The sequence below is a fragment of the Candidatus Nitrospira salsa genome, from assembly GCF_965152625.1.
Window position 1 is genome coordinate 1656863 of the sequence record NZ_CBCUCO010000002.1, and the last position, 26755, is coordinate 1683617.

Genomic DNA, 26755 nt, shown 5'->3' on the forward strand with positions numbered 1-26755 from the left:
TCACATATCATCTGGGCATATAAGAACGTGAGTATTAACACATTTCCCTTTTGCCGTTCCTATACTTAGTCGCATTTCAACATTTGGAAATATAAGATCACATTCTTCTAAACGCCCTGCTAGTTTTGCGTCAAAAACAGCTCTATAGGTCGAAAGACTATAATAATCTGTTATACCGAACGCTTTAACAGTCGGAACAGCAGCCTCAAGCCCTCTTAAACATTCATCAAAGGGGGTTTCTCTAGAAAATTGGTCATTCAATAATGTGCCGGAGGCATTGAAATGAGGATCCCACCTAAGCCACAACGAACCAGCACTCAATAATTGGCTATCTCGAATATCTTCTGAGGTACTTCGTTGTTCAGATAATTTCACAAAGCATATCCTTACTTCCAGTCATTGAATGTCCACTATGGGTCGTAAAGCGGGCATCCCCTCTTTTTAAACAATAATGGTTATCCGACAAAATCATAGTCTTTATCGCTAATCAACTCAACGGTGAATCACCATAGGCTAGAGGGATGCAACGGGAGAGCGCAGCGTCTCCCTTGCCAAGATGTGTTGTAGTACAACACACATCTTGCCGTAATCCTTAACGATAAGGCTTTCACACAGATGTAATACAGTTAGTGTGCTGAAGATGAGCCAACATGAACCGCAGCCGACCTTCCTTCAGACGCCACTGCCTTGTAATGTAGGTGTTTAGTAGAATTGCAAAACGAGGGCAGAAGTTTTTAATGCGAGGTTAGAGACTCCTCAACGGCCTTGCGGATATATTTCTGGTAGGAAATGCCTTCCTGCTCTGCCTTCTGCCGGACTGCCGAAAGTAATTGCTCCGAAAACCGGAGATTAACCTGCTTGTCTTTCGGGAGCATCTCAAAATTGACCGAGGTAAAATTCTTCAGATTGATGTAATCCGTCAAATCCTGGTCCAGGAACTTTTCGACTTCTTTATCGCTTTTCAATTTTGGCACTTTCTTCTTCATATCGTTTTGCCTCTTTCTCATGCATATAACGGGCGCTAATGGATCGGATTAGTCTCTCTCCATTCACATCCCGCAGGGTAAACACCACAAACATTGGTTTGTGCTTTTTCGAGCGCCCAATGGCCAGAAAACGCTCTTCTTCATCGGAATGTTTGGGATCGGGGGTAACATAGACCTATGTTACTGAAAGAAATGTTCAATCTACTTCTAGGAAAGCCCATGCTTTTGACATTTCCCACGATTACCCTCATCCCAATCAAAACCGTCTACCTATATATGTATCAGATCATGAAAGCATACATTTGTCTATACAAATGTCAATCTCTTTTATTCTTCCATTTTTGACTCGGCAAATGAGCACGCCTAACAAATCATTTACCGCATGCAAGCTCAAATGATGAGCGGCTATTGGGTCTTTTCCCTCTGATCGGATATCGCTATGAGCGCGTCAGCGGCCACGGCAAGATGTTGTAACGGGATGAACCGCTGGCTACCATCATCACAGAAACGTTAAAAGGCTATTCGCGTGGACAATTTGAGGCAGAATCGGAAGACTGGCGTTCTCTGGGGAATTTCCCTATGGCCGAAATGAAGGGTTTAGAAGCGCCCTACCCGCGCTCTGCTTTAGATTTATAGTAAGGCAGGAATGATTTGGTGGAGGGCACGGGAGTTGAACCCGCGACCTCAACGTTGCGAACGTTGCGCTCTCCCAACTGAGCTAGCCCCCCACGTATTTGAAAGGATCAGATGCTTGGGATTGTCTCGATTAAGACAGGATTATACAATACTCATTGATTACATGCTACTCAACACAATTCGTGAAGCGTATCTCGTCGTTCGTATCTCGTAAAAGAGTTCCTTTCCGCAGACACACGTCTCACGCTTCACGCTTCACGCTTTCCACAATTCGAGTTCGCCGTCCGTCTATAGCAAGACGACCTTCTGCATACAACTGAATCGCCTCAGGATATATTCGATGTTCATGCTCAAGGATTCTTACTGAAAGCGTTTCAACCGTATCATCTTCAAGGATCGGAACAGATGCTTGCAGAATAATAGGCCCTTCATCGACGCCTTCTGTCACAAAATGAACCGTACACCCACTGACTTTTGCCCCCCAATCCAAGGCTTGCCGCTGCGCAGCTAACCCCGGAAACGATGGTAACAATGATGGATGAATATTCATCGTCCGCCCTTCATAAGCATCAATAAGCACGGAAGTCACAATCTTCATATATCCGGCTAAAATGACCAACTCAACGCCATGAACTTGAAGCACGTCCAAGACAGCACGGTCATAGGCTTCTCGAGGATTCGATTGGTCTTTATACGACTTCGGATCGAGAAAAACTGTTTTGATCCCATGCGATCTCGCTCGGTCTAATCCAAACGCATCTCGCTTATTGCTCACCACCACCGCGATATAAGCATCCAAGCGGTCAGACTCAATCGCATCAATAATTGATTGCAGATTTGAACCTCGTCCCGAGACCAGCACACCTAACACAACCGGAGCCATACGCTCATCCTTTACTCATCATACCGAACAGGCAATTCGGGAGAATGACGTTGACGAATCTCTCCAATCACATGCGCCGCGTCACCCAAGGTTTGCATATGATCTAGTACTCGATTGACGTCTTGTGGCGGAACAATCACCACCATACCAATGCCCATATTAAAAACCTGATACATTTCTTCTTGGTCAACCTGTCCCGCCCGTTGAATCACATCAAAAATATGAGGGATTAGCCATGATCCTCGTTTAATGAGCATGTCACAATGCTCAGGGAGAACTCGAGGCACGTTACCCGTTAGCCCTCCTCCAGTAATGTGCGCGACACCATGAATGTCACAATCCGTCAGCAGTGCTCGTATGTGCTTAGCATAAATCCTGGTTGGCTCCAGCAAGACATCGCCCAACGGCCGATCAAGTTCTGATAATTCCGTCGCTCCTGTCCAGCCTGCCTGTTCAAACAAGACTTGTCGAGCCAAGGTAAATCCATTGCTATGTAACCCCGTTGAACTCAACCCAATCGCGACATCACCCGGGGCAACTTTCTTGCCATCAATGATTTTCTCACGCTCGACGACTCCAACGACGAATCCAGCTAAATCATATTCGTGGTCGGGGTAGCATGACGGCATTTCAGCCGTTTCTCCACCAATCAACGCACACCCCGCCTCTCGACATCCCGTTACAATTCCACTGACAATAGACTCCGCTTTTCCGACATCAAGTTTTCCTGTTGCTAAATAATCTAAAAAAAAGAGCGGCTCCGCTCCGCTCACCACGACATCATTCGCACACATCGCCACTAAATCAATGCCAATCGTATCGTGACGATCCATGAGAGCCGCGACTTTCAACTTCGTTCCGACCCCATCGGTACCTGACACTAAAATCGGATCTTGATATTGGGTCGAGGGAAAACGAAAGAGACCGCCAAAACCACCAAGATCACTGACGACTTCCGGGCGAAACGTTGTCCTGACTAGCGATTTAATTCGTTGCACAAACTGATCACCAGCTTGAATATCCACACCTGCGTCACGATACGTTGTCATAGTATTCCAATCACAAAAAGAAAATAGACGACCCTCACGTCGTCATATCTGAAACGGCTAACTCAACTAGGGTTTCGATATGCGCGGTCTGTGGAAACATGTCAAACGGTTGAACGCGAATCACACGATACCCAAAGGTTGCCAGTCGAGCAAGATCCCGAGCAAGCGTGGCAACATCGCATGATACATAGAAGAGTCGCGCGGCTCTGATTCGTCCCAACTCCTGAAGTACAACCGGACTCAGCCCCGTTCGAGGTGGATCGACCAGAATAAGGTCATATTCGCGAGAGTTCACAAAAGGCAAAAATTTCTCTCCAGCTTGCCGTTTAAATTTGCAGCGTGCCACTCGACTCAGCGCTGCAGACTTTCTCGCATCCGCAATGGCTAGCGCATTAGATTCGACCAACGTCACAAAGGCTCCATGTCGAGCCAAACTCATGCCGAACGCTCCAGTGCCTGCATACATTTCCAACACCTGCAGGCCGTCTGGGTGACCGATCCAGTCATTCAGCGTGTTCCCAATTGCTTCAAACACTGGCCAATTCGTTTGCGTAAAAGAATGAAACCCAATCTGAAGGGTCAGATCTCCGAATCGTTCGGTCACAGAATCCTGTCCGACCACAAGCGCTGCACGCTGTATCCGATCATCCTTCGGACCTGGTCGTTGCACAACACATCCAACCACACCTGGCATTGGCAGGAATGATTCAAGAAATGCCTGCACACGCTCCGCTTTTTTGTATGTCCCATGAAACACAAGCAAGATGTCGCTCGTGGTGGTTGAAGAACGACACTCGAAGTGCTCTAAAAACATTGGAATCGATGAAGATGTTGTAAAGCGTTGAGTCACCAATGCAGCGACATGCTGTAACCGTTCTGGAATAAGTAAACAGGTGTGGGCGTCAACAGGAATGTGCGTTCCTGCTTGATAAAAGCCAAGCTGGAGATGTGTTGATCCTTTGAAAACCACAAACCGAACCGTATTGCGATATCCCAAAGACTGAGGTGACGGCACAACGACTCCAACTTCAGGAATGTCAATTTTCCCAATACGCTGAAGCGCATCCGTGAGCATGGCACGTTTCTCTCGGAGTTGCCCCTCATACTGAAGATGCTGCAGTTGGCACCCGCCACACACCCCATAGATCGAACAGGGTGGCTCCACTCGATCATGGGAGGCTTGAAGAATCTTGATAATGTCCCCAGAATGAACGCCGCGAAGCTTTGCACCAACCTGAATCTTGAGCGTTTCACCCGGCAGCCCGCCTTTGACAAAGATCACCTGAGGGCCGATGCGGCCCAACCCATTCCCACCCGGCACGAGTTTTTCTATGAGAATCTCCGAAGAAGGAGAATCACTTGGAGAAGGCACGACAAGTTGATGATTCATGACAGCAGGAGAATGATTAACTTTCAGAACGGAGTTCAACATTCAGTAACTTAATTTTTCGATGGAGGTGGCTGCGTTCAATTTTCAAATCATCTGCGGTTTTTGACACATTCCAATTGTTCTCTCGCAATTTATTGGATATAAGTTCACGTTCAAAAGCATTGCGGGCATCTCTCAATGACGCAAAGTCTTTCCCGGAAGCAAAGGCCTGATTGGCCCCTCCACTTCGTACCTGGAGGAACAATTCAATGTCCTTCGCATCGATCAGCGGACGTGGAACCATAATAAGCAGGCGTTCAATCAAATTCCGTAATTCACGAATATTGCCAGGCCAATCGTGTTGACGCAGCATTTCCATGGCCTCTTTCGTCAGTTCTTTGAATTTCAAGCCTTGCTCTTCCGCATGCAGTTTGAGAAAGTGTTGCGCTAACTCCGGGATATCATCCCGACGCTCCCGAAGAGTCGGCACCATAATCGGCAAGACATTTAAGCGGTAATACAAATCTTCACGAAACAGACCTTTTTCTATTTCTTCCACTAAGTCTTTGTTTGACGCGGCAATTACTCGAACCTGTACATTTAAAAGTTTCCCACCGCCGACTCGCGTAAATTGCTGCTCTTGCAACACACGCAAGACTTTCGCTTGTGTGGCTAAACTCATATCACCAATTTCATCGAGAAAGAGGGTGCCTCCATCAGCGAGTTCAAATTTCCCACGCTTCATCGAGGTCGCCCCGCTAAACGACCCCCGTTCATGGCCAAACAATTCACTTTCAATCAGCGTCTCAGGAATCGCGGCACAGTTCACTTCGACAAAGGGACGACTGTGGCGAGGGCTGTGAAGATGAATGGCACGTGCGACCAACTCCTTGCCGGTGCCATTCGCCCCGGAAATCAGCACGCGACTATTCGTCGGAGCCGCCATGGTAATCAGTTCACGAAGCCGGTGCATGGCCGGAGAGGTTCCGACTAGCTCAAATCGTCGTTCCACTTGAATCCGAAGATTCAAGTTCTCTTCTTCAAGTTTCCGCTGATGGAGCGCATTTCTGACCAGAATCGTGACTTTTTCTAGATCTAAGGGCTTCTCTAAGTAATCGTAGGCTCCCAACTTTGTGGCCTTGATGGCCGTTTCAATCGAACCATGCCCTGACATCATAATGACGAGGAGTGCTGGGAATTGCTGTCTCAATCGTTTCAAGGTCTCCAACCCATCAATCTCCGGCATCCAAATATCAAGAATAATCAAATCCGGTGGTTCACTCCGAACCATTTTCAGCACTTCCGTACCGCTTTTGGCCACAGAAATTTGATACCCTTCATCTTCTAATATACTGCTCAGCGTATTCAGGATCGCTGGCTCGTCATCAACAATGCAAATACTCTCGGCCACAACGTTATCTCCTCAGAAAATTACCTACGGCCTCTGTTGCGTTGCATAGATCATTGAGAGTCATCATACGCAAACACTCACGAAATGCCATAGCTTAGATTGGCAGATCAAACGTAAACACGGCACCTTTGGGTTGATTATTCTCTGCTCGAATCGAACCATTATGGTCGGTGATAATACGATGAACAATGGCAAGTCCTAACCCAGTTCCCGTCCGCTTTCTGGAAAAATACGGGACAAATAACTTCTCTTGGTCTTCGGGTTGAATCCCTGCCCCTTCATCAGCTATGCGCACGATAACACGATGACGTCTTCGATCGCACTCCGTCGAGACCCAAATTCGTCCCCGGCTATTCATGGCTTGAACCGCATTGTCAAAGAGATTCACAAACACCCGACGGATTTGTTCCACATCACAACTAATCTCCGGAAGCGAATCATCTAGATTCACCATCAATTCCACATCACGATGGGCTCCGGCATAGAGAGACACGACCTTTTCGATGATGTCGCCTAACGATTCACGAGTCATGTGTGGAGCTGGCATTCTGGCAAATTTAGAAAATTCATCCACCATCCGCTTCAAACTACTGACTTCTCCAACAATCACATTCGTCGACTGATCGAAAATCTTTTCAAAATCTGGCGACTTTTCAAAAAACTTTTTCCGTAGACGTTGCGCGGACAATTGAATGGGTGTGAGAGGATTCTTAATTTCATGTGCGATACGCTGAGCCACTTCCTGCCACGCCGCGGTTTTTTGCGCCTTAATCAATTCCGTTCGATCCTCAAAGACGAACACAAAACCCAAGTCATGACCGGCTTCATTACGCATACGCGAGACATTCAATCCAATGGTCAATAACATCCCATGCGCTTCCATTTGACCAGCCGACGAATAGCCCTCACGTCCATCAACAAGCATCTGATCATAGGCCGATTGAAATAATGTCAACTGAAACTCTTTAAAGGCCTCCGTGACCGGCCTTCCACGAAATTGTTCTCCACTGATGCCTAAAATTCGTTCAGCTGATGGATTAAATGTCGTAATCTTGGCATCAGCTGAGATGGACAAGACACCGGAAGCAATGGTTTCAACGACGGTTTCCGTGTATGCACGACGCTGATCAATTTCGGCATTCGACTGGAGCAAAGAATAATTTGCTTCTTCTAGTCTCGATTTACTTTGTCGTAAATCTGAAGTCATCCGATTAAACGATTCGACCAACGTTCCGATTTCATCGGTGGCCTTCACTTCAATTTTTACATCAAGATCACCTTTAGCGACTGCCTCGGTCCCCTCAGCAAGCCGTTGAATAGGAACGGTTATACCGCGAGCCACGTAAAACCCAAACCAGGTCGCGCCAAACAGAATCAGCACCGTCACCACCGCGACAAATAAGTAGGCGCCAACTTTAATCGGCGCTTTCATTTCTTTCATTTGCCGGTAATCATTAAATTGCTTGGCAATGACATCCATCTTGACCAGCAACGATTCGGGCACATAGGCCGAGACCACAACCACACCACTGACCTTGTCCGGAGTGGCACTCGACAAAATCGGAGTGGCTGCACGGACTAGTCTGCCAACGGGAGCTTCTTGTACCGAGTTGAGTTCCTCACGCGTATCGAGCACTTGCAACACCAATTGCCCGACAGGAAGACTTAACACGGCATCTGTCAGATCTGGATGAACCACCCGCGCTAACGTTTCCATTCTGGGGGAAAAAACCTCGACGCCGGCAAGATTATATTCCATTCGCTTTCGACCCATCGCTGAAATCAGCAATTCTCGATGTTCAGGACTTAAAATATCTTCTCGAAAAATCTCTTGGCTAATCGCCCGAGCACTGTTCACGGCAAGGTCCACTCGATCTTCATGGTAGAATTGCGCCAATTCTTCAGAATCGTTTAAGACTTGCATAATTTGGTCATTAAACCACACTTCAATCACTTCGCTAATCACGCCACTCGCCACCGTCGCTAACATGACCGTCGGAATCAACGCAAATCCAATAAATGCCGCAATCAGTTTCGCACGAAACCCCGATCCAATAAGACGATGCCGTTTCTCAAAATACGCCCGAATGAGATTGCGCGACAACAACAGAGACAACACCACCAATCCCACACTATCCAGATACACTAAAAACATCACAACTGCGTAACTGGGACTGGGAAGAATAGAGTCTGGTTTGGTGGTATTGGTAATTCCGTATCTGGCATAAATAGCCGTGAGGACTAGACACGGAATGAGCAGCAACAACACAATGGCCACAGGCCTAAAATGCCGTGCCTTCTGTTGGCTGTCTGACTCTCTTTCTGAATATTGAGGATCGGGCGTTGACGGGGAAAGGTCCCGACGGGGAAATTTGGGCGGACGCGGGTTATTGGAAAACAGATTCATCGACGATCTCAATCAGCTATACAGTCATCGGTCAAGGCTCAATACTCACAATCATGTTTGTTCATGCTACAGAATTTTGTCGCCAGCCCTATCACTCCCCAAAAAGGGAACACAGTCGCAGCCTAGTACGCCATCAACACGAGAGATTCCATGGCCACCGAAACGAGACATGAATCAAGAACCGCCGTCCTATCGACTGAATATGCGGATCACCGATAACCGAGAACGTCAGATTTTTCGAGTATTTGAAGCAAATGGTGGTGCTCTCTCATGAATATATCATGAAAAGGACCGGAAGCTTTTGCAAGAACATCAGTGACTCGTAGCCGATGACTCTTCCCGTGGATATCTTCCTAAGAAGATGGAGAGCCCGGGTTCGCAGATGTCAGGGCAACATATTTCATTCGAAGCGTGTAGAGCATATCTCCAAGCACTGAGGATTCGTCTGGTGAGAGATTCCCTTTCGTTTTTTCATCCAGCATGGAGAGAATATCCACAACTTCTTTGGCCTGCGGGAGATTCACTGGCACCGAGGGTTGTTGAGTGTCAAGAGACTCTCCCATCAACATCAAGGCTGACGTTCCGAGAGAAAAAACAAATGAGGAAAACGTAATAGGCGGTCCTGATTCTTGAGGCTCAGAAGACTTGGCTGAGCTGGTTGGAGAAGGGGTAGGTTCCGAGATTGGCTCTGCAGTCGAAGCTGGAGATGGGTCTGGCTCTGTACTACGCCCACGTTTATCTCGAATAATAAAGCCTTGTTCTTCCTCGCTCATCAGGGCATCCTCCTTTTATAATCTATCAAAACCGTAACATTATTATACGGTTTCTCGCAAGAAACCACGAGATTGCACCAGGCAGAGAAAGCGGTATAATAGCCGCCTATCAGAGGCCGCCCTTCATATCCCACTTCTTTCGTCCACAATGGAGAATTTTTGATGAACGACGTACCGAGCACATCGATAACTTTGGATGAGCGTGCCTGTGCTCAACACCTCACATCATGAGTGCAAAAATCTCAGAACTTGTCGCACTCCTGGCTCAATTGCGATCCCCAGAGGGCTGCCCATGGGATCGTCAACAAACACACGAAACGCTGAAACCCTACCTCCTGGAAGAATCCTACGAAGCGCTGGAAGCCATTGACAATCAGGATGCATCAGCGTTGAAAGAAGAACTGGGCGATGTGTTATTGCAAGTGATCTTCCATGCACAAATTGCCGAGGAACACTCAGAATTCACACTTGATGATATCGCCTCGCATCTCAGTAAAAAACTGATCCGTCGACATCCTCATGTATTTGCTCCGGAGCAGCACACGGAAGTAAAATCCGCCAATGATGTGGCACAAAAATGGGAAACGATCAAGAAGCAGGAACGCCAACACGACACCACTTCGCCATCTGCATTAGATGGAATTCCCAAGATCGCCCCGGCTCTTCAACGAGCGTATCAAGTACAAAAACGTGCGTCAAAAGCCGGTTTTGATTGGACTAGCTCTGAACCGGTATTGGAAAAATTACGTGAAGAAGGCCAGGAACTGTACACCGCCATGGCTGATTTGCAAAAGCAGCAATCCGCATCACCTTCGCGCGAGACGTTGGCGTCTTATGAGTCAAGAGTCGAAGCCGAGTTCGGGGATGTGTTATTTTCTTTTGTCAATATGGCTCGTTTTCTGAAAATCAATCCAGAAGAATCTCTGAGAAAAGCCACCAACCGTTTTGCTTCACGATTCCAATACGTGGAAGCGAAAGCCTTGGAAACGGACCGCACTATCGGGCAATGCACTGAAGAGGAACTTGATCAATGGTGGGAAGACGTCAAAGCAAGCGAAAGTCAGGAAACCGATAGACACACCTCATCATGACACTATAAAGAGCTTGGAAATTTAAAGATGGAAGAACACGACAGCAAGTCAACCGAGGGGAAACGAGTTGGGCTCCATCCGGCCATTGTCTTATTCGGCGTCATTGTTGGACTGTGGCTCTTTATTACGTTAATTATCCCGAAATCCAAAAACACCAAACATCAAGACGGGATGCCTCCCGAATCAGCAGAGACCAGTCCTGCAACTTCGTTTTCAAGTGACGTCGTTCCTGTCTTCAACACAACGTCCACCATCACTGAAATGAACATCATCAATGTCACCGTGCCTCCGGCCACCACCGACAGTCAAGTTGTCGCACTCCTCCTTCACATGAAAACAGCCCGTCTCGACGGCACACTCTCCACCTTACTCCCTCCAACAACTCCAGGAGACGATCTGGGAGAATTTTCGATTGCTGAGATCTATATATTTTCTGAACCAGAATATGCCGTCCCCGAGGCCACTGAAGTCCTGAGTCGCGGAGCCCACGCACCCGGCACTCTCTACCCCAGTTCAATCCCATTCGAAGTGGCCATGGAACATGTACGCGGTCATTACGCCATTAACCTTCACAACCGTACCACTCCGGAAACAGGATCGCTTGGGTTTGGCGAAGACGAAACCGGGGTGTATTCAAAACACTATCAAAAGGTTTTTTGAAGAATCTGGCAGGCTCATGGTGCAAGACAAAATGAAAATTGAAAAATTATAGGAGGGAGAACCCTTCACCGATTTCCAGACCCCACATTTTGCAATTTTCAGTTTTCACTTTGCATGAAGAGCGTATCTCTAAATCCCAACTTGTTCTTGAATCTCTTTTCGAATTCGATCTTTTTCTGTCTGCATCCACCCTTCAAGTAATGGGGACAAATGCTGAAGGTCATCGTCAAATAGCCCGATCATCACATCACGGCGTTCAGTAAACAACCCATCCTGATTTCCCAATTCGAGCTTTTGATCCGCAATATGGCGGCAAAGCATTTGATTGGCCCGCAACTGTTGTCCACTCGTCCCTCCCGTCACGCCTAATACATTTTCCTTAAAGTACTCGAGTTCCGGCTTGATGAACACCTTTACACGAACGCCTTGCGGCGTCCCCCAATGAGGGCGTTGAACAGAGTAGTCATACGAAAAAGCCGGTTCGCGCGGTTCGCGATAGGGGCCCATCACATTCAGAACCGTATATTCATCAGTTGTGTGTTCATCACTCATCGTCATATTCCATTGAATTCAGACACGCTGGCCTTTGACTGAATTTGTATTAAGTTAACTGGCGGCTCGCCTTCGAGCACTCCTGTCCAACGCTGGAGTCCATCAGACAGATGATACAGATTGAGATAACCCTGCCGGCTTAAGTAATCACAGGCTAATCGACTGCGTTCACCATTGTCACAGTACACCACTACAGCATAATCGGTCTTGGAAATTTCTGCCCCACAACGCTGCTCTAATTCTTCAAGAGGAATCAGCATCGCACCGGCTAAATGTCCACGTTCGTATTCTTGAGCCGTACGAACATCAAGGCGGATCATTTCCCGTTGCCCATCCCCACCATTGCCCATCTGTCGATGCCCTTCCTCTTCAGCTGAAACTTTTCGATAGAGACGGCCTTCTCGAATAAGTTCACTGGGTACAATTTCTCCCGTGGCAACAGCCGCAAGTTGAAGGCGAAGTGGTTCAACTAGGCTCCGACCTTCCTGTAATTGTGCCTTGAGTTTGAGTTCAATTGCGGACTGAGCACGTTTAAGCTGCTCTACCTGTTTACCCAACTTTCGAGCATACATCCACACCCCAGCAGCAAAGAGACACCCAACAACGGCAATTCCTGAGATAATTGCATCCATGATCCATTACGCACGAAAATTGGAAGAGACGGACTATAGCGAATTTAAAGAAGTTCCAGTCGAGCCGGCCTGACTCATCCAGCGGAGTTCACGACTTCAATCATTGGAAATTCATTGAATCGGCTATAGGCACACCATCGCGTTATGAACAACGCGAGAGTGGAGAAGTTGGTCGGGGCGAGAGGATTTGAACCTCCGACCCCCGCGTCCCGAACGCGGTGCGCTACCGGTCTGCGCTACGCCCCGATCTCTATCAGAAGAGTCCGACCAGCTACTGATCGTCAAAGAGGGTCAAAAGGGATTCCATGAGATTCAGCCACCGCACGACACGTGACTCGACCTCCACTCACGTTGACCCCACGAGCGAGACCCATTTCGGTCTTCAGAGCCTCCTCCACTCCTTGATTCACCAACCGGACTATAAAAGGTAACGTCGCGTTGGTCAAGGCCACCGTCGAGGTTCGAGGAACAATGCCGGGAATATTGGTGACAGCATAGTGGAGCACATGATCAACTACATAGACTGGATCTGAATGCGTGGTCGGATGAGTCGTCTCGGCGCAGCCACCCTGATCCACGGCCACATCGACAAAGACCGCGCCGCGTTTCATATGACGGATAAGTTCACGCGAGATCAACTTGGGAGCTTTAGCTCCAGGAATCATCACCGCACCAATGACAAGGTCTGCCTCTTTAACCGCATCATCCAACACCTGAGGCCGTGAAACCAACGTCGTGACTCGTCCGGCATAGAGGTCATCCAAATGGCGAAGCTGACCGACATCGATACTTAAGACCGTCACGCGAGCGCCCATTCCCACGGCAACTTTTGTCGCCGAAGCCCCAACGACTCCCGAACCAATTATGACCACATGCCCTGGGGTGACACCGGGAATTCCACCAAGAAGGACACCTCGACCGCCTTGATGACGTTCTAAAAAATGCGCACCAATTTGAATGGACATGCGTCCGGCAATTTCACTCATCGGACGAAGCATTGAGAGTTCTCCGTGAGCCGTTTCCGTTGTTTCATAGGCAATGGCCGTACATCCTGAGGCCATCAACGCCTCAGTCAAAGATTGAGAGGCTGCAAGATGGAGATAGGTAAAAATGGTATGATGACGTTGAATATACTGATATTCTTGAGGCTGGGGTTCTTTAACCTTCAGGATGAGTTCGGCATCGCCGTACACATCTCGAGGTGATTCAACAAACTTTGCTCCGGCCTCACGATACTCGTCATCCCAAAATCCACTCCCCTCGCCCGCCCCTTTTTCCATGAGGACCAGATGGTCAAGCGAGACCAAATGCCGAACGGCACTTGGCGTCACTGCCACGCGAAATTCATGATCTTTCACTTCTTTGGGAACACCGATGACCATTATGAACCCTCCTCGATTTCACGGATGGTAGGCATGACAGCGGCTGGACACCTAGAGGAACCCTCAGGTAAGATCGCTGACCATTGTGAGTTTTTCCATCGATTTTCATTGATATCTTAAAGAAAATGGGAGCTTTCAAACACCACATCTTTATCTGTATTAATCAACGTCCCAAAGGTGATCCTCGTGGATGCTGCGCAGATACAGGGTCGGTTCAACTCCATGCCTTTTTTAAAAAGGAAGTTGAACGATTGGGGCTCAAGGGGATTGTCCGTGCTAATAAAGCTGGATGCCTTGACCATTGTGAATATGGACCGAGTATCGTCATTTATCCTGAAGGCGTCTGGTATTGGGCTGGAACCGAAGCGGATGTGACAGAGATCATGGAGCGCCATATCGTTAAAGGAGAAATCGTTGAACGCTTGCTCATGCCTGGACACGATGCACCCAAACAACTCCTCAATCCCCAATGATCTGACGCTCCGAAATCGATCAATTTTGCCTCCATTCACATGTACCCAAGCATAAAATGAGAGACCGTTATGTCAATTGAAGCCAAATGGAAAGCCAATCAAGACAAGGCCGCCTATCTCAAAAAATTCCCAGGCCTCCTCTCCTCGTGGGAACAGACCGTCGGTCAGACGGTCGAACATGTGGTGCCACTCACATCTGACACTGGCACAGCCATGATTGTGTTTTCCAATGCCACATTCGCGGTCTCTCCTCCAGTAACGCTTGAACCTCGGGACCTCAAAGCCGGGCTGTCCGCAGGACGTGCGATCTTAGAAGCAAAGCTTCCTGAAGCTTTTGCTGAATATGACCGATTGGCGCTATTGGACCAAGAAGCCGGACGGAAAGCTCGAATGGAAAATATTCTTGGCGCCATCACGAATAATCTAGAGCAAATACCTGAATTAAAAGATCATATCCGAACCTTAGTGCAAACCTGGGATTCGTAGGTACATCGCATGAATATGTTTGAACTGTTTTCCCAGGGTTTATTTGAAGGAGTCACTCCCATGATGGTAACTAGAGATCATCTCGTTCGTCACCCAGACCGTTGTGCCCATAATGCCGTCTGTATTCCCGTATGCCCAACCGGCGCATGGCTTTCCACTCCCCCGTTTAAATTCGATTCGTCTCGCTGCTTGGAATCCTGCCGACTCTGCCTTGAGGCCTGTCCGACTCAGGCCATCTACACCGTCTTCAGAAAGGGCGAAAAAGTCCTTCTTCCCCCCCAAGACTAGATTCATGGGTCGCTCGCGTCTGTGCCCTGTAGCGCTTACAGCCTTCGTAGCTACTTCGGCGGAGTAGGCCCGGCGCGCAAGCGTGATTCGTGGCTTGTCGCTCGCAAGAAAAATCAAAACAAGCTTTTCACGAAATACGAGATACGTTTCACGAGCAACGAGATACGTTTTTATCCCTCACACCACACGTTTCCGCAGATAGCCCCAATAGGCGGTTCCAACAGAACCACATCCGCCAGACAATGTCGTCATCGCCATTATTCGATACACTTCCCCACGAGAGACTTTCTGGGAAATAGCTGGATCAAGGATATGGGGTGAGGTAGATAACTGCTGAAGCGTCCGGAGGCCAATCAAAATTGGCCACATACAAGCCAGCCGCAATCGAACTTCAAGACGAGGAATCGCCATCGTATAGCTCCATCCTTGATCTAAGTGCTCAAGAGCGACGGCAATCAATTGCTTGAGAATCGGACGAAGACGCTGAGCATTTCGTTGATCGAACAAATCTTCCGGCTGGAGATGCGCTTCATTCAAAAGATGTTGAGGAATATAGCATCGACCAAGACGAAGGTCCTTGGCCACATCTTTCAAAATATTGACTAACTGCAATCCTTTCCCATACCGAACTCCTGTAGGAACCATCACCGACGAATCCCAATGGGAAAGGCGAGGAAGATGGGCACACATAATCTTCGTCCAAAACTCCCCGACACACCCGGCAACAGCATACGTATAATAATCCAATTCTTTTGTCGTTGGCAGTGCCGTCACACGACCACCAGATTGCTGAGGAAATTGAACAAGGTCAAATTCCATCCCTTCGATAATTGTTGGGAGCAAGTCAGCAATGCGTTGTTGATCTTCATGTGGCAGGGCTTCATACAACGCGAAACAGCGAGGAAGCTCTTCAAGTAAGATCCTCTCACTCGGATCCCGCTGCAGCGAGGCAGCCAAGGCTTGGATCGACTGCACGTCGGCTGCGTGGACTGGGCCATGTCGGAACTGCGCCTTGAATTGCTGCAGACAACGAAGTCTGGCCTCCTGATTGAGTTCGCCCGTATCCGCAATCGTATCAGCCGCTCGAGCAAACAAATACGCAAGACCAACTTGCGAACGAACAGCAGTAGGCAGCACAGCCAGCGTGAGATAAAAAGATCGAGAGACACGCTTGAGAATGGTCTGGAAGAGATAGGTGTCTGCTTGTGACGAATCCATCTGGAGGAAAATCAGCGAACGGTGAGCATGCCTTCCATGCCTTCTTCACGATGGTCAGGGAAAAAGAGCAGCTGTTTATTACAGTAAAAAACATGAGGCCCGCTCTGAGTTGGAGTGAACTGAATCGTGGCCTGCTCTCCACTATCAACATTGGCCTCAATCAGGCGAGTACCATCAGGTGAATCCAACAGAAAATTGTGTGGAACGAGAAACGACTCATTCTTCAGCAGAAATTCAATAGGTTGCCCAACTTCAGCGATCAACGTATGCGGTGTAAACGTATAACTCTCCATGGTAATCGTGATGAATTGCGCTCCTGTCCCAGACATATCCGTCCCCCCGGTTTCATCAGCCCACACAACCTCTTGCCCCAGGAGGAGTCCATTGAGCATGACACACACCACGAATACAATCTCATGAAGCCGGGGCCATGGGAAATATTTCACGAATCCATCTTTCAAGAAAATTGGGGATATTCAAATTTATAGAAACACAGTATAATACCTGCAAGAGGAGTGAGAATCACCTATTTTTGCCAGATTCCCTCTTGACTTGTCAGAAAAAATTATTATCTTTCAACTAGATAGTGCATTTCATTGCAGAGATTCGAGTCACGTTCGATAAGATTCACTATCAAGGCGTATCAGCAAGTATTTCTATAAAGGGGGAGATTCGATGAAAAATCTGAAAGGTATAGGATTGTTGCTCCTCGCCAACATCCTAATTTTTGTCACGCTATCTATTACATTCACGGTGTTGTCTGAATTTATCCTTCCAGCGTTTGGAATTGACATCCGTGGATCAATTGGACAGCAGGATTTGCTGTGGGCGTTTGTCTTTGGTTTTGGCGGCGCCTTCATCAGTTTGGCATTCTCTAAACAAATGGCCAAAAGCATGATGAACTGCCAGCAAATTACCCAACCACGCACACAAGCGGAGATGCTGGTCTTTGATACCGTTCGAAAAATTTCAACACGCTTAGATGTCAAAATGCCAGAAGTGTACGTGTATGAAGGAGAAGATCCTAACGCTTTTGCAACCGGGCCATCCAAAAACAATTCGATGGTGGCCGTCTCAACCGGCTTGCTCAACAACCTCAATGAGAATGAAGTCCGGGCTGTGCTTGCACACGAAATGGGACATGTCTATAACGGTGATATGTTTACCACCACGATCTTAGCCGGCCTCATGAACACCTTCGTCTATTTCATTAGCCGTTGGGTGTATCGGCAAGTCGCGGAACGGAACCCCATGCTCGGCTTTGGAGTCTATATTTTCTTACAAATTGTCTTATCGTTCTTGGCCATGATTCCGATTAGCTGGTGGTCACGTCGACGAGAATTTGTCGCCGATCGCTTTGCCGCCAATACCGTCGGCAAAGAACATATGATTTCCGCCCTGCAATCCATTGATCGTTGGGTCAAAGGCGTCCAATATCAGTATAGTACTGAAGACGCACTTGCCACGATGAAGATCTCGGGACAAACCAGAAGCATGATGCAAATGTTTGCCACGCACCCGCCAATCGAAGCACGGGTGGCCGCTTTGCAACGCTTATAATTTTTGAAAATAGCGTACTGTTCTTCGAAAAAGAGGCTCGGCGTTAGCGAGCCTCTTTTTCATTTCCAACTATTTCTTGCTCCCTTTGGGCAAGTGCGTGAAGGAGATTACAGCATGCTGAACTCTAGCGGTATAAGATTCAAACCTCGTGTACTTCAACGACTATTTGTTGCCAGTTTCTTGATCTGTCTCTATGCCTCCTTGTCGGCCTGTGCCCATGGTCCATGGGACATAGACTCTTATATTCAAGCCCTAGAACGGGCCGAACGCGATGAATACCAAAAACCCGATGAAGTACTTTCAACTCTCAATATCAAACCAGGAATAGCCATCGCCGACATCGGCGCGGGGTCAGGTTATTTCACACGACGTTTTGCTCAAGAGGTTGGAGAGGCCGGAAAGGTTTTTGCCATAGATGTCGAACAAAAGATGCTGGACTACAACCAAAAGGAAATTAATAAACTAGGGCTTTCAAATAGAACTGAATTTATTCTCACACAACCAGGGGATCCATCATTACAAGATCATTCCGTGGACCTAATCTTCTTTTGCAATGCCTATCATCACTTGGAAAACCACTCAGCCTATCTCACAAAAGCCAAATCTGCTCTCAAGACTAACGGCCGAATCGTCATTATCGATTTTTATCACGATGAACGATCCGGCAAACTCAGCTTCCCTAAACACCATCTGGTTCCCAAAGAGCAGGTCATTGAACACATGAAACAAGCCGGTCTCATTCTCTCCAAAGAACACACCTTCCTTCCACGTCAATACTTCCTTGAGTTCGTGCCCGACAAATAAAGACGGCGTGGTAGCCAGCAAAGTATATCGGAAACTCACCCACACGTTTGAGTCCAGCGTTTGCACTGCGCGGAATGGTCCGTGCAACAACGTGAATGATCTGTCTATTTAATGGAGATTCTCTCAAACACTTATATCTCTACGGGACTTTCAGACTCTAAGTTTCGTGCGGATCATGTGCATCAAGCCTCACCTCTTTAAAACGACATAATCACGGGCTCAACAGCGGCGGCGTCAAGGAGCGTTACCCTATATCGGTTCGTTGGGCGCCTCTCATAGGAAGCTTCCGTGATTCCAGTAGGACCTTTCCTTGATAAACACGCACCTCACTGATCGGGACGCGGACACTACGCAGGAGCCCGTCTACGAACTCCTGACATTGTGTTCCCGGAGGCAAGACCTCTGATGGGCGCTCGACACCGTCCGTTACGATGCAAATCTTGATCTCATCGTCCTCATCTCGACCTGCTCCTGCGCGAACTACTGTAGGGTGGCCGATGCTCTCTCTCGGCCCTTTGTCCCAACCACGGGCATCATCATCCTTGATCCAAGGGGGAGCAGGTCGATTCACATGCTTATAGATGTCAATTATCGCGCTGCGCCCAACATCGATCCCCTCGTCTGCTACAGTAGCTTCGGGAAAAAGATCAACCTCTTTAACGAATCAATGCATATAGTCTTTTCTACTCTCAAGGAGCATGGCGACTCTCTGCCAATTTCCCGACCCCCAGTTCAATTTAGGAAGGTTCATTTGTTTTATCGCCTCATTAAGGCGTTTCTTGAAGCTGTATGAGATGGAGTCATCTCCTGTTGCATCCTGGCAAGTAACTTTCAAGTGCAGTCCACACAGACATGACGCACCAGCGAACGTAAGTACCCCGCCGATCCGATGTTGTTGCACGCCTGACGAGCTAAGGATCTGGCGTGCAAAGCGTCAGTCCACACATGCTAGTGAGGCGTCGTGACAATCTTAGAGAATTGAGTCATCTGTGGAAGCCTCCATGTAATAGCAGAGGAGCAGCATTTCCCCCTGAATTCCAGCTCATTAGAAGGGATGAGAAACTTACAGCACTAAGAGGAAGTGGCTTTCGCCCCGGTCTTGCTACTCAAACACAAAGTGACTTCGACGATTATGCTGCCAACATGTCAACGAATGTTGGGAACAAAATGGTTTCGTTTTGCCATAACTCAACACATCCATATTTTCAGGCGGAACGCCAAGATCTGCCAAATAGTCTTTCACTGCTTGCGCTCGTCGCACGCCAAGGGCCAAATTATACTCTTCGGTTCCACGCTCATCGCAATGACCTTGAATAATGAGCTTTTTATTCGGGTAATGACCTAAAAGTATCTTCGCATTGGTTTGCAATGCAATCAGATCGTCAGCCCTGAGTGTGTATTGGTCATAGTCAAAAAAGACATCCGATAATGTATATGGAATGTCCTCTAGATCATCAGGTTTGGCTAATTCAGAAATCGGCACGGATTCTGGGATACTGGCCATAGGTTCTTCCTGTGTGGCCTCACCAGATGAGTTATAGACATCATTGGTATTCCCGGGCTCAACTGGTTGAATAGTCTGCGGCTGACCCTCTGGTTGTCGAGACCGTTCAGTCTCTGGCGTTGGAACTGGTAAAATAGGAAGAGGAGCCTCGATAGATGTTTCCTCAAGCTGAGCAATGGTCGTTTCATTATCTGGCGACAGACTATTCACGCGGGTGTGCTGCCGTGAACTACACCCTGTCATGAGAACCAACAGACTCAAGACGAGCAGCCCTAGACGGATGCGCGATGTCATTTCAGATCGATTTCCCGCACAATGAACCATGACGCTCTCTCTATCATAAAAACTAATAAATTGTCTTCATTTCGCACATGAAAGATCATGGTTGAGGCCTATTCCAATCAGTCATCAATGGCTTGACACGTTCTTTTTCACTTTATCATACTGAAGTGTCGATTCGTATCAAATTTATACCCAACATCGTTTCCTTCAAGGAAGACTTGACGGTATTTTGAGAAGGCCGTTATGATCCATTCGTTCCTCCTTCCATGTAACAGACACGAACAGCGTTAGCCCTTACCAAGAATTCACACACCAAGGCCCGTTGTTATCGATTATGATTGAAGTTCAGCACGTCACAAAACGATATGGCCCGCTCACAGCCATTCAGGATATTTCATTTTCCGTTGCCAAAGGGGAAATTGTGGCGTTTCTTGGCCCAAATGGAGCTGGCAAAACGACGACCATGCGCATTTTGACGGGCTATATGCCAGCCACAAACGGCTCGGTCCGTGTCGCAGACTTTGACTGCCATGAATCGCCACTGGAAGTGAAACGACGGATTGGATATCTCCCAGAACATCCCCCATTGTATCTTGAATTAACGGTTCGTGAATATCTGACCTTCGTTGGACGTATGAAAGGTGTTGAGATGGGACAGGTCGTTCAACGGATGGAGCGAGTCATCGAACAAACTGGCCTAGGTGAAGTCAAGAAACGTGTCATTGGGAATTTATCGCGAGGATACCGCCAACGGGTCGGCTTAGCGCAGGCACTCATCCACGATCCCCCTGTACTGATCCTTGATGAGCCGACTGTCGGACTTGACCCCAATCAAATCATCGAAATTCGTGACCTCATCAAAAGCCTGCGAGGCTCCCATACCATTATCCTGAGCACACACATTCTGCCAGAAGCCACGGCACTGTGCGAACGTGTGATTATTATTCATCGGGGAAAAATTGTCGCCATTGATACTCAAGAACAACTCGCCACTCGTCTTCGCCGATCAGAAAAACTTCGAGTTACCGTTAAAACAGAACTGCCTGACATGGAAGACCAGCTACGAACGGTTCGAGGGGTCATCAATGTCTCTGCCGGGGAATCAGTTAACACCTATCTGATTGAGGCAGAACTCGGACACGACATTCGAGAAGCCATAACTGAATTTGTCATGACCCATCAGTTAGGTCTTCTTGAACTCGCCGTTGTCTCCATGACTCTTGAAGATGTCTTTATTCAACTCACGAAGCAGGATACATCGCCCCCTCATGCAGGAAACGACCAATCACCATGAGACCTGTCACCACCCTCCTCGCGAAAGAGTTGCGCTGCTACTTCGTCTCACCCATCGTGTACGTCATTGCAGCCGTGTTTTTAGGCCTGGTCGGACTGCTGAGTTATTGGGCTGTGGTCAATGCCAGCGGGCAAGCCTTGCGAATGATGCAAGTGTCTAACACCTATGCTCAAATTAACTTGAATGACCTGGTCTTTCGCCCCATGTTCTTCAGCATGAACCTTGTCCTGATGTTTGTCTTACCCCTCTTGACGATGCGAACCTTTGCCGAAGAACGAAAACTCCGAACGTTTGAGTTGCTGCTCACGTCTCCAATCGGCATTAATGAAATTGTTTCAGCCAAATTCCTCAGCGTGTTAGTCATTTATCTGATTCTTCTGGTTTTCACAGGATTGATACCGTTGGTGCTCTCAGCCTACGTCAGCTTCAATTGGGACCCCATTTTGACAGGGTTTCTGGCCCTCCTTCTTCAAGGCGCATTCATGCTCGCCATTGGCGTCCTGGCATCAGCCATGACCGAGAATCAAATCATTGCGGCATTTTTGAGCTTTGGAATCATTTTGCTTATTTGGCTGCTCGGCCTATTTGCCACAGTCCTTGGCGATTCGACATTAGGACACCTCTTCTCGTACCTCTCATTCACCGAGCATTACGAACGCCTGGTTCGAGGACTCGTGAGTATGAAAGATATCGTGTATTACCTCTCAGGCATGGCCTTTATGTGGTTTGCGGCACATCAAGTGATTGACGCTCATCGATGGAAATAAGTCGTTTCATCCCCATTCTCGGTGGTTTCGGGATCATCCTCGCACTTGCAGGCGTGATTGTCCCGCTTCTTATTCCTCAAACCCATTGGATCACGACGGTGTGTGAAATCGTTGCATTGCTGTGCTTAACGATCGTCTGCTTCTATCACATCACATCTATTAAAAACTTTTCACAGCAACGCTCCACACGAATGGGGCTGAACAGCATCGTGGCGGTGATGATAGTTGGAGCGATTCTGGTAATTATAAATTTCCTCGCCGCTCGTCATGCCCCGGAATGGGACTATTCTGAAACCCAACACTTCACCCTTTCCAGACAGACCTACCAAGTCTTGCGAAAGTTAGACCAACCGGTTGCCATTAAGGTCTTTGCTCATGAGCGAAGTCCCAACTTTGCGGCGTTTCGCGATTTGCTGAATACCTATACGAAAGAAACGTCAAAGGTCTCTGTGGAGTTCATCGATCCCGAGCGGCAACCAGACATTGCCAAAACATATGCCATCACGCAGGTTGATACGGCAGTCGTCGAAAGCGGAGCGCAAAAAATCTATCTCAGCGAAGCTTCAGAAAATGAAGTCACCAATGCCTTACTCCGCGTGACCCAAACAGCTAAAAAACGTCTGGTCTTTCTGACCGGCCATGGAGAAAAGGGATTGACCGATCAACAATCATCCGGCCTCTCGCGTGCTCAAGATGCGTTAGAAAAGCAGGGTTATCAGATCGACGCCATTCCCAACATGACGAGTGAACATATCCAGACAACAACCACCGTCATCATGGCCTCACCCCAAGAACCGCTGACGGAAGACGAACAGACCAACCTCCAACTGTATCTTCAGCAAGGAGGCCACCTGCTCTTACTCGTTGACCCTCAGAATCAGGACTCAGTCGATGCCCTCACTCGGCATTGGGGCGTGACACTGGGAAAAGGGATTGTGGTCGATGAAGAACATCGGCTTGGACGCGGCAGTCCCACAGCGTTACAAATTCGAACATTTACCGGTCACGACATTACTGATGAGTTTACGGTACCGATCCTGCTTCCCGTCTCTCGATACATTGACTTTGACATGGAAAAAGATCAAGACTGGGACTTCGTGTCACTCGCGCAAACATCAGAGAACAGTTGGGCAGAAATGAATACGACGAAAACCACTCCAGAACTCAACACCGATGAGGATGTCGAAGGACCGCTCACCATTGCCGCGGCCTTAACAGCAACGACCTCATTCCAGAAGGATAAGGCTCCGGCCAGAATTGTGATTGTCGGCAACTCATCGTTTGCGACAAATGGCTATTTAACGTATCCAGGCAACACTGACTTCTTTTTAAAAACCGTTGCCTGGCTGGCAGATGAAGGACACCTGGTCTCCATCACCCCCAAGGAACCGGCCTTCCGTCCATTTGTTCCCAATCCGTCTCAGGAACAAGCCCTTCTTTTTTTCCAAGTCTTGTTCTTGCCGTTATTTACGTTATTCCTTGGCTTTTCGGTCTGGAAAAAGCGCCGTCAGCTGTAACAACCCATGCAACACTACGCCTTATGACGCTATACCTATTTCGGTCCAATCATCACCACGTTCTGTCGTAGGAAATCATGACCAATGTCATTCAACAATCAACGCAAGGCAAGTGTGAGTTTCGCCAAACCCACGAAATTCGTACGGAGCATGAAAAAGTAACCGTCATCAAATAGGATGCGTATCACCTCAGTAAATGGAGTTTCAGCAGAATGTCTAGCTCTTATCGATTGACGATCATACTCGCGGTCATCCTGCTGGGTATCGGAGGATACGTCTATTTTGTCGATGTCCCGGCATCCGAGCAGGCCATTCAGGTTAAACAAGAAAATCGGAAACTTATTCCATTTGATGACCGTCACATCACCCAGCTCACCTTGAAGACCGCCAAGGAACACATTACCTTTGACCGAGGCGAACGCGGCCGCTGGCTGATTACGACGCCGTTGACAGCTCCAGCTGATGGACGAGAGGTCAGAAAAATTCTCCGTGCGTTAACCCTTGGAAAAATAGAACGCGTCATTCAAGAGCAGGCAACCGACGTTAAACAATACGGCCTTGAACCTCCCCATATGACCGTCACCGTCACAGATGAAGAGCAAACACTCACGCTCGACTTAGGGAACCCCGGCCCATTTTCCTCTTCTCTGTATGTGCGCAAAGAAGCGGATAATAGCGTCGTCCTCACCACTCTCGACGTCTTGACGTTCGCCAAAAAAAACTTGTACACGTTTCGGTTAAAAGACGTGCTCTTTTTTAATCACGCCCAAGTCGAACAACTCGAACTCCAGTCTCAAGATCAAAAAACGGTGCTCTACCGCGTTCCCGGTGTTCATGGAATGAGCCCCAACTGGCAATTTGAACAACCAATCGAAGGACCAGCCGATAAAACAACCGTGGGCATCTTATTAATGGCGCTAGAAGACCTTAAGGCAGAAAAATTTGTGGATACGGAGACGGAAAAGCTTGCCCTCAGACAAAGCTTAGGGAAGCCCGTCGCCACGGCCGTCATGAAAACAGGAAAACACATGCACCCTGTGTCATTTTATCAAAACGCCGAGCAAACCTATGCTCTCACTTCACCAGAGAAACCGCTGTACCTGGTTCACTCACAAATCGTGAAAGAAGTCTCAAAAGGACTGTTTGGGTTACGCGACAAGCGGCTATTAGGCATTCCGGTCGATGAACTGACCATCGTCCGTATTACGACTCCAAAAGAAACCTATGGACTCATTAATCAAAATGAGACATGGTTATGGGAAGAAGGCCCTGCCACACCGCTGAACCAAAAAGTCGTGAAACTCTTAGTCAGTCGCCTCGCAGACTTGCCGGCAGAACATCGTATCGCCAAAGAAGAAACAGCACTTGACCAATATGGGTTAGCTCAACCCACCTTTAGCATTGTCGCAACCGATCAACGTGGACAAGAGCGAGGGCGCCTCCGTATCGGAAATGCGGACCATGGACTCGTCTACGCTACTGGCGCCGGACTTCCCGGCATAGTCCAGGCTCGCTCCACCATCCTTACGCAAATACCCGCCCTAGAGCAACTCATCGAACACGCGCACGATCGCGAGTAACTCCATACGACAGAGGCCAAACACTTGATGATGGACTCTTACCGTGACTCAAGGAGACAAAACTCATGATTTCCAACGAGTAAGAAGAATGCTACCATCAGCACAAGAAGAAAGAGATAAAAACCTATCGCCGAGAACTTCCATGTTCGCCTAGGAGGAATCGAAGGTTTCTCTGCTCAGTCATTGCAGGCAGATTTCTCACAACCCGCATGAACGCATCGTCGTCGTGATCCGTACTTCGATCCCCACATGAATATCATCATTCAATTTTGGCATAGCCTGAAAAATGTATGGTTAAAGTTTTTTTCTGATAATGGTCCATTTTTGGCATCAGGGCTATCATTTGATCTTATCCTCTACTGCCTCCCACTCCCTGTACTGTTTGTCTCAGGATTAGGATACACCCTCATCGGATCAGATCGTGCATTAGAGTGGGCTCAAGATATTATCGAACGTCTGCTCCCGGAATTCCAAGAACCTTTTCTGGGATTGCTCTCCTCATTAATCGATAATCGAGGCATTCTTGGATTCACAGGGTTCTTTTTATTTTTCCTCTTTAGCAGTGCCGTTTTTTCCTCTGCCCGTCATGTGCTCAATAAAGTCTTTCACGTGGGGGAGGGTCGCGGATTCCTAAAAGGCAAAGGCAATGACTTTCTGCTCATGGTGGTCCTGTCGTTACTGATGATCGTGATTGTGTTGGTCAATTCGGCCTTAAGCCTGCTTCAATCATATGGAGAGAGCCTCCCCGCAATCAAAGAGCTCTTAACCCCTCTCTGGTTTGTCATCGGAAAGGTTTTCGGATTTACCTGTCTCGGGGCCCTGTTCTATCTCTTTTATGGTTTTTCAACGCCCACTCGTCTCAGTCAAACGTCACTGCTCGTCGGGTCACTCACCGCTGCCGGCCTGTTTGAAATTTCTAAGTGGGTCTTTTCATTATATGTCGACCTCGCACAGATTCTGACGGCCTTTTATGGTGTACTCAGCGGATTCATTTTCTTTTTTCTGTGGGTATACTATGCTTCCGTGGTGTTTATCTTGGGAGCTGAAGTTGGATGGGAGCATGAACGAAGGAAGAATAATGTAGAAGAGCGGTAGTGTCGGATTCGATTCTGGCGCAGCACTCGCGACGGTTGTGGAGTGTTAGATGTAGT

The 26755-nt window shown here is 48.0% G+C and carries 27 protein-coding genes and 2 tRNA genes; 12 read left to right on the forward strand and 17 right to left on the reverse strand.

The annotated features are described in order from the left end of the window. From ACWQXP_RS09415 to ACWQXP_RS09460, 10 genes are all read right to left on the reverse strand, one after another. A complete protein-coding gene (locus ACWQXP_RS09415) occupies nucleotides 1-375 on the reverse strand; it encodes a hypothetical protein (protein WP_454062564.1) in 375 nt (124 codons plus the stop codon). 359 nt (nucleotides 376-734) lie between these two features. Further along, nucleotides 735-986: a CopG family antitoxin gene (locus tag ACWQXP_RS09420; protein WP_454062565.1), complete on the reverse strand. Its 252-nt coding sequence runs from the start codon at nucleotides 984-986 to the stop codon at nucleotides 735-737. After that, a complete protein-coding gene (locus ACWQXP_RS09425) occupies nucleotides 952-1113 on the reverse strand; it encodes a hypothetical protein (RefSeq protein ID WP_454063017.1) in 162 nt (53 codons plus the stop codon). The genes ACWQXP_RS09420 and ACWQXP_RS09425 overlap by 35 nt, the downstream gene beginning before the upstream one ends. Nucleotides 1114-1638: 525 nt before the next feature. After that, nucleotides 1639-1714, reverse strand: a tRNA-Ala gene (locus ACWQXP_RS09430). A gap of 149 nt (nucleotides 1715-1863) precedes the next feature. Continuing rightward, nucleotides 1864-2505, reverse strand: a complete 642-nt coding sequence (gene purN / locus ACWQXP_RS09435) for a phosphoribosylglycinamide formyltransferase (protein WP_454062566.1) — start codon at nucleotides 2503-2505, stop codon at nucleotides 1864-1866. Between the two features lie 11 nt (nucleotides 2506-2516). Then, entirely contained in the window at nucleotides 2517-3554 is a 1038-nt protein-coding gene (gene purM / locus ACWQXP_RS09440; RefSeq protein ID WP_454062567.1) for a phosphoribosylformylglycinamidine cyclo-ligase, read from the reverse strand. Nucleotides 3555-3588: 34 nt separating this feature from the next. Further along, the gene (gene rlmD / locus ACWQXP_RS09445) at nucleotides 3589-4986 is read right to left on the reverse strand and encodes a 23S rRNA (uracil(1939)-C(5))-methyltransferase RlmD (RefSeq protein WP_454062568.1); all 1398 of its coding nucleotides are present in this window, start codon (nucleotides 4984-4986) and stop codon (nucleotides 3589-3591) included. After that, nucleotides 4961-6334: a sigma-54-dependent transcriptional regulator gene (locus ACWQXP_RS09450; protein WP_454062569.1), complete on the reverse strand. Its 1374-nt coding sequence runs from the start codon at nucleotides 6332-6334 to the stop codon at nucleotides 4961-4963. The genes rlmD and ACWQXP_RS09450 overlap by 26 nt, the downstream gene beginning before the upstream one ends. 94 nt (nucleotides 6335-6428) lie before the next feature. Beyond that, nucleotides 6429-8741, reverse strand: a complete 2313-nt coding sequence (locus tag ACWQXP_RS09455) for an ATP-binding protein (RefSeq protein ID WP_454062570.1) — start codon at nucleotides 8739-8741, stop codon at nucleotides 6429-6431. A 353-nt stretch (nucleotides 8742-9094) separates the two neighbouring features. Then, nucleotides 9095-9514 (reverse strand): DUF1844 domain-containing protein, encoded by a 420-nt coding sequence (locus tag ACWQXP_RS09460; RefSeq protein ID WP_454062571.1) that lies wholly within the window; start codon nucleotides 9512-9514, stop codon nucleotides 9095-9097. 227 nt (nucleotides 9515-9741) lie between these two features. Here ACWQXP_RS09460 and mazG point away from each other — a divergent pair, with 227 nt between their 5' ends. Together mazG and ACWQXP_RS09470 are read left to right on the forward strand one after the other, a co-directional pair. After that, the gene (gene mazG / locus ACWQXP_RS09465) at nucleotides 9742-10605 is read left to right on the forward strand and encodes a nucleoside triphosphate pyrophosphohydrolase (protein ID WP_454062572.1); all 864 of its coding nucleotides are present in this window, start codon (nucleotides 9742-9744) and stop codon (nucleotides 10603-10605) included. A 27-nt stretch (nucleotides 10606-10632) separates the two neighbouring features. After that, on the forward strand, nucleotides 10633-11265 hold the full coding sequence (locus ACWQXP_RS09470) for a hypothetical protein (protein WP_454062573.1): 633 nt from the start codon (nucleotides 10633-10635) through the stop codon (nucleotides 11263-11265). 129 nt (nucleotides 11266-11394) lie between these two features. Here ACWQXP_RS09470 and ACWQXP_RS09475 read toward each other — a convergent pair whose 3' ends face one another. From ACWQXP_RS09475 to ald, 4 genes are all read right to left on the reverse strand, one after another. Beyond that, a complete protein-coding gene (locus ACWQXP_RS09475; RefSeq protein WP_454062574.1) occupies nucleotides 11395-11817 on the reverse strand; it encodes a hypothetical protein in 423 nt (140 codons plus the stop codon). A gap of 2 nt (nucleotides 11818-11819) precedes the next feature. Beyond that, on the reverse strand, nucleotides 11820-12449 hold the full coding sequence (locus tag ACWQXP_RS09480; RefSeq protein ID WP_454062575.1) for a rhodanese-like domain-containing protein: 630 nt from the start codon (nucleotides 12447-12449) through the stop codon (nucleotides 11820-11822). Between the two features lie 169 nt (nucleotides 12450-12618). Further along, nucleotides 12619-12695 (reverse strand) — tRNA-Pro (locus tag ACWQXP_RS09485). 35 nt (nucleotides 12696-12730) lie between these two features. Further along, nucleotides 12731-13831, reverse strand: coding sequence for an alanine dehydrogenase (gene ald, locus ACWQXP_RS09490; protein ID WP_454062576.1), 1101 nt, complete (start codon nucleotides 13829-13831; stop codon nucleotides 12731-12733). Between the two features lie 125 nt (nucleotides 13832-13956). Here ald and ACWQXP_RS09495 point away from each other — a divergent pair, with 125 nt between their 5' ends. The 3 genes from ACWQXP_RS09495 (at nucleotide 13957) to ACWQXP_RS09505 (ending at nucleotide 15078) form a co-directional block, all read left to right on the forward strand. Further along, a complete protein-coding gene (locus ACWQXP_RS09495; RefSeq protein WP_454062577.1) occupies nucleotides 13957-14304 on the forward strand; it encodes a (2Fe-2S) ferredoxin domain-containing protein in 348 nt (115 codons plus the stop codon). Nucleotides 14305-14373: 69 nt separating this feature from the next. Next, on the forward strand, nucleotides 14374-14790 hold the full coding sequence (locus tag ACWQXP_RS09500) for a hypothetical protein (protein ID WP_454062578.1): 417 nt from the start codon (nucleotides 14374-14376) through the stop codon (nucleotides 14788-14790). Nucleotides 14791-14850: 60 nt separating this feature from the next. Next, nucleotides 14851-15078 carry a hypothetical protein gene (locus tag ACWQXP_RS09505; RefSeq protein WP_454062579.1) on the forward strand — a complete coding sequence of 76 codons (228 nt, stop codon included), beginning with the start codon at nucleotides 14851-14853 and terminating at the stop codon, nucleotides 15076-15078. 177 nt (nucleotides 15079-15255) lie between these two features. On the opposite strand, the gene ACWQXP_RS09510 is transcribed toward ACWQXP_RS09505, so the two are convergent. Continuing rightward, nucleotides 15256-16296 (reverse strand): phytoene/squalene synthase family protein, encoded by a 1041-nt coding sequence (locus tag ACWQXP_RS09510; protein WP_454062580.1) that lies wholly within the window; start codon nucleotides 16294-16296, stop codon nucleotides 15256-15258. A gap of 11 nt (nucleotides 16297-16307) precedes the next feature. Further along, on the reverse strand, nucleotides 16308-16688 hold the full coding sequence (locus tag ACWQXP_RS09515; RefSeq protein ID WP_454062581.1) for a cupredoxin domain-containing protein: 381 nt from the start codon (nucleotides 16686-16688) through the stop codon (nucleotides 16308-16310). A gap of 283 nt (nucleotides 16689-16971) precedes the next feature. Here ACWQXP_RS09515 and htpX point away from each other — a divergent pair, with 283 nt between their 5' ends. Then, on the forward strand, nucleotides 16972-17856 hold the full coding sequence (gene htpX / locus ACWQXP_RS09520) for a protease HtpX (protein ID WP_454062582.1): 885 nt from the start codon (nucleotides 16972-16974) through the stop codon (nucleotides 17854-17856). A 114-nt stretch (nucleotides 17857-17970) separates the two neighbouring features. Continuing rightward, the gene (locus ACWQXP_RS09525; protein ID WP_454062583.1) at nucleotides 17971-18660 is read left to right on the forward strand and encodes a class I SAM-dependent methyltransferase; all 690 of its coding nucleotides are present in this window, start codon (nucleotides 17971-17973) and stop codon (nucleotides 18658-18660) included. Nucleotides 18661-19762: 1102 nt separating this feature from the next. Here the strand turns inward: ACWQXP_RS09525 and ACWQXP_RS09530 are convergent. Next, nucleotides 19763-20488: an OmpA family protein gene (locus ACWQXP_RS09530; RefSeq protein WP_454062584.1), complete on the reverse strand. Its 726-nt coding sequence runs from the start codon at nucleotides 20486-20488 to the stop codon at nucleotides 19763-19765. A 292-nt stretch (nucleotides 20489-20780) separates the two neighbouring features. Here ACWQXP_RS09530 and ACWQXP_RS09535 point away from each other — a divergent pair, with 292 nt between their 5' ends. The 5 genes from ACWQXP_RS09535 to ACWQXP_RS09555 all read left to right on the forward strand — a co-directional run bounded on the left by ACWQXP_RS09535 (nucleotide 20781) and on the right by ACWQXP_RS09555 (nucleotide 26699). Beyond that, nucleotides 20781-21740 carry an ABC transporter ATP-binding protein gene (locus ACWQXP_RS09535; RefSeq protein WP_454062585.1) on the forward strand — a complete coding sequence of 320 codons (960 nt, stop codon included), beginning with the start codon at nucleotides 20781-20783 and terminating at the stop codon, nucleotides 21738-21740. Continuing rightward, nucleotides 21737-22507, forward strand: a complete 771-nt coding sequence (locus ACWQXP_RS09540) for an ABC transporter permease (RefSeq protein ID WP_454062586.1) — start codon at nucleotides 21737-21739, stop codon at nucleotides 22505-22507. Before ACWQXP_RS09535 ends, ACWQXP_RS09540 begins: the two co-directional genes overlap by 4 nt. Further along, on the forward strand, nucleotides 22498-24024 hold the full coding sequence (locus ACWQXP_RS09545; protein WP_454062587.1) for a GldG family protein: 1527 nt from the start codon (nucleotides 22498-22500) through the stop codon (nucleotides 24022-24024). The genes ACWQXP_RS09540 and ACWQXP_RS09545 overlap by 10 nt, the downstream gene beginning before the upstream one ends. Nucleotides 24025-24236: 212 nt before the next feature. Next, a complete protein-coding gene (locus ACWQXP_RS09550) occupies nucleotides 24237-25604 on the forward strand; it encodes a DUF4340 domain-containing protein (RefSeq protein ID WP_454062588.1) in 1368 nt (455 codons plus the stop codon). A gap of 249 nt (nucleotides 25605-25853) precedes the next feature. Continuing rightward, complete coding sequence (locus ACWQXP_RS09555) at nucleotides 25854-26699, forward strand: YihY/virulence factor BrkB family protein (protein ID WP_454062589.1); 846 nt, start codon at nucleotides 25854-25856, stop codon at nucleotides 26697-26699. Nucleotides 26700-26755 lie beyond the last annotated feature (56 nt).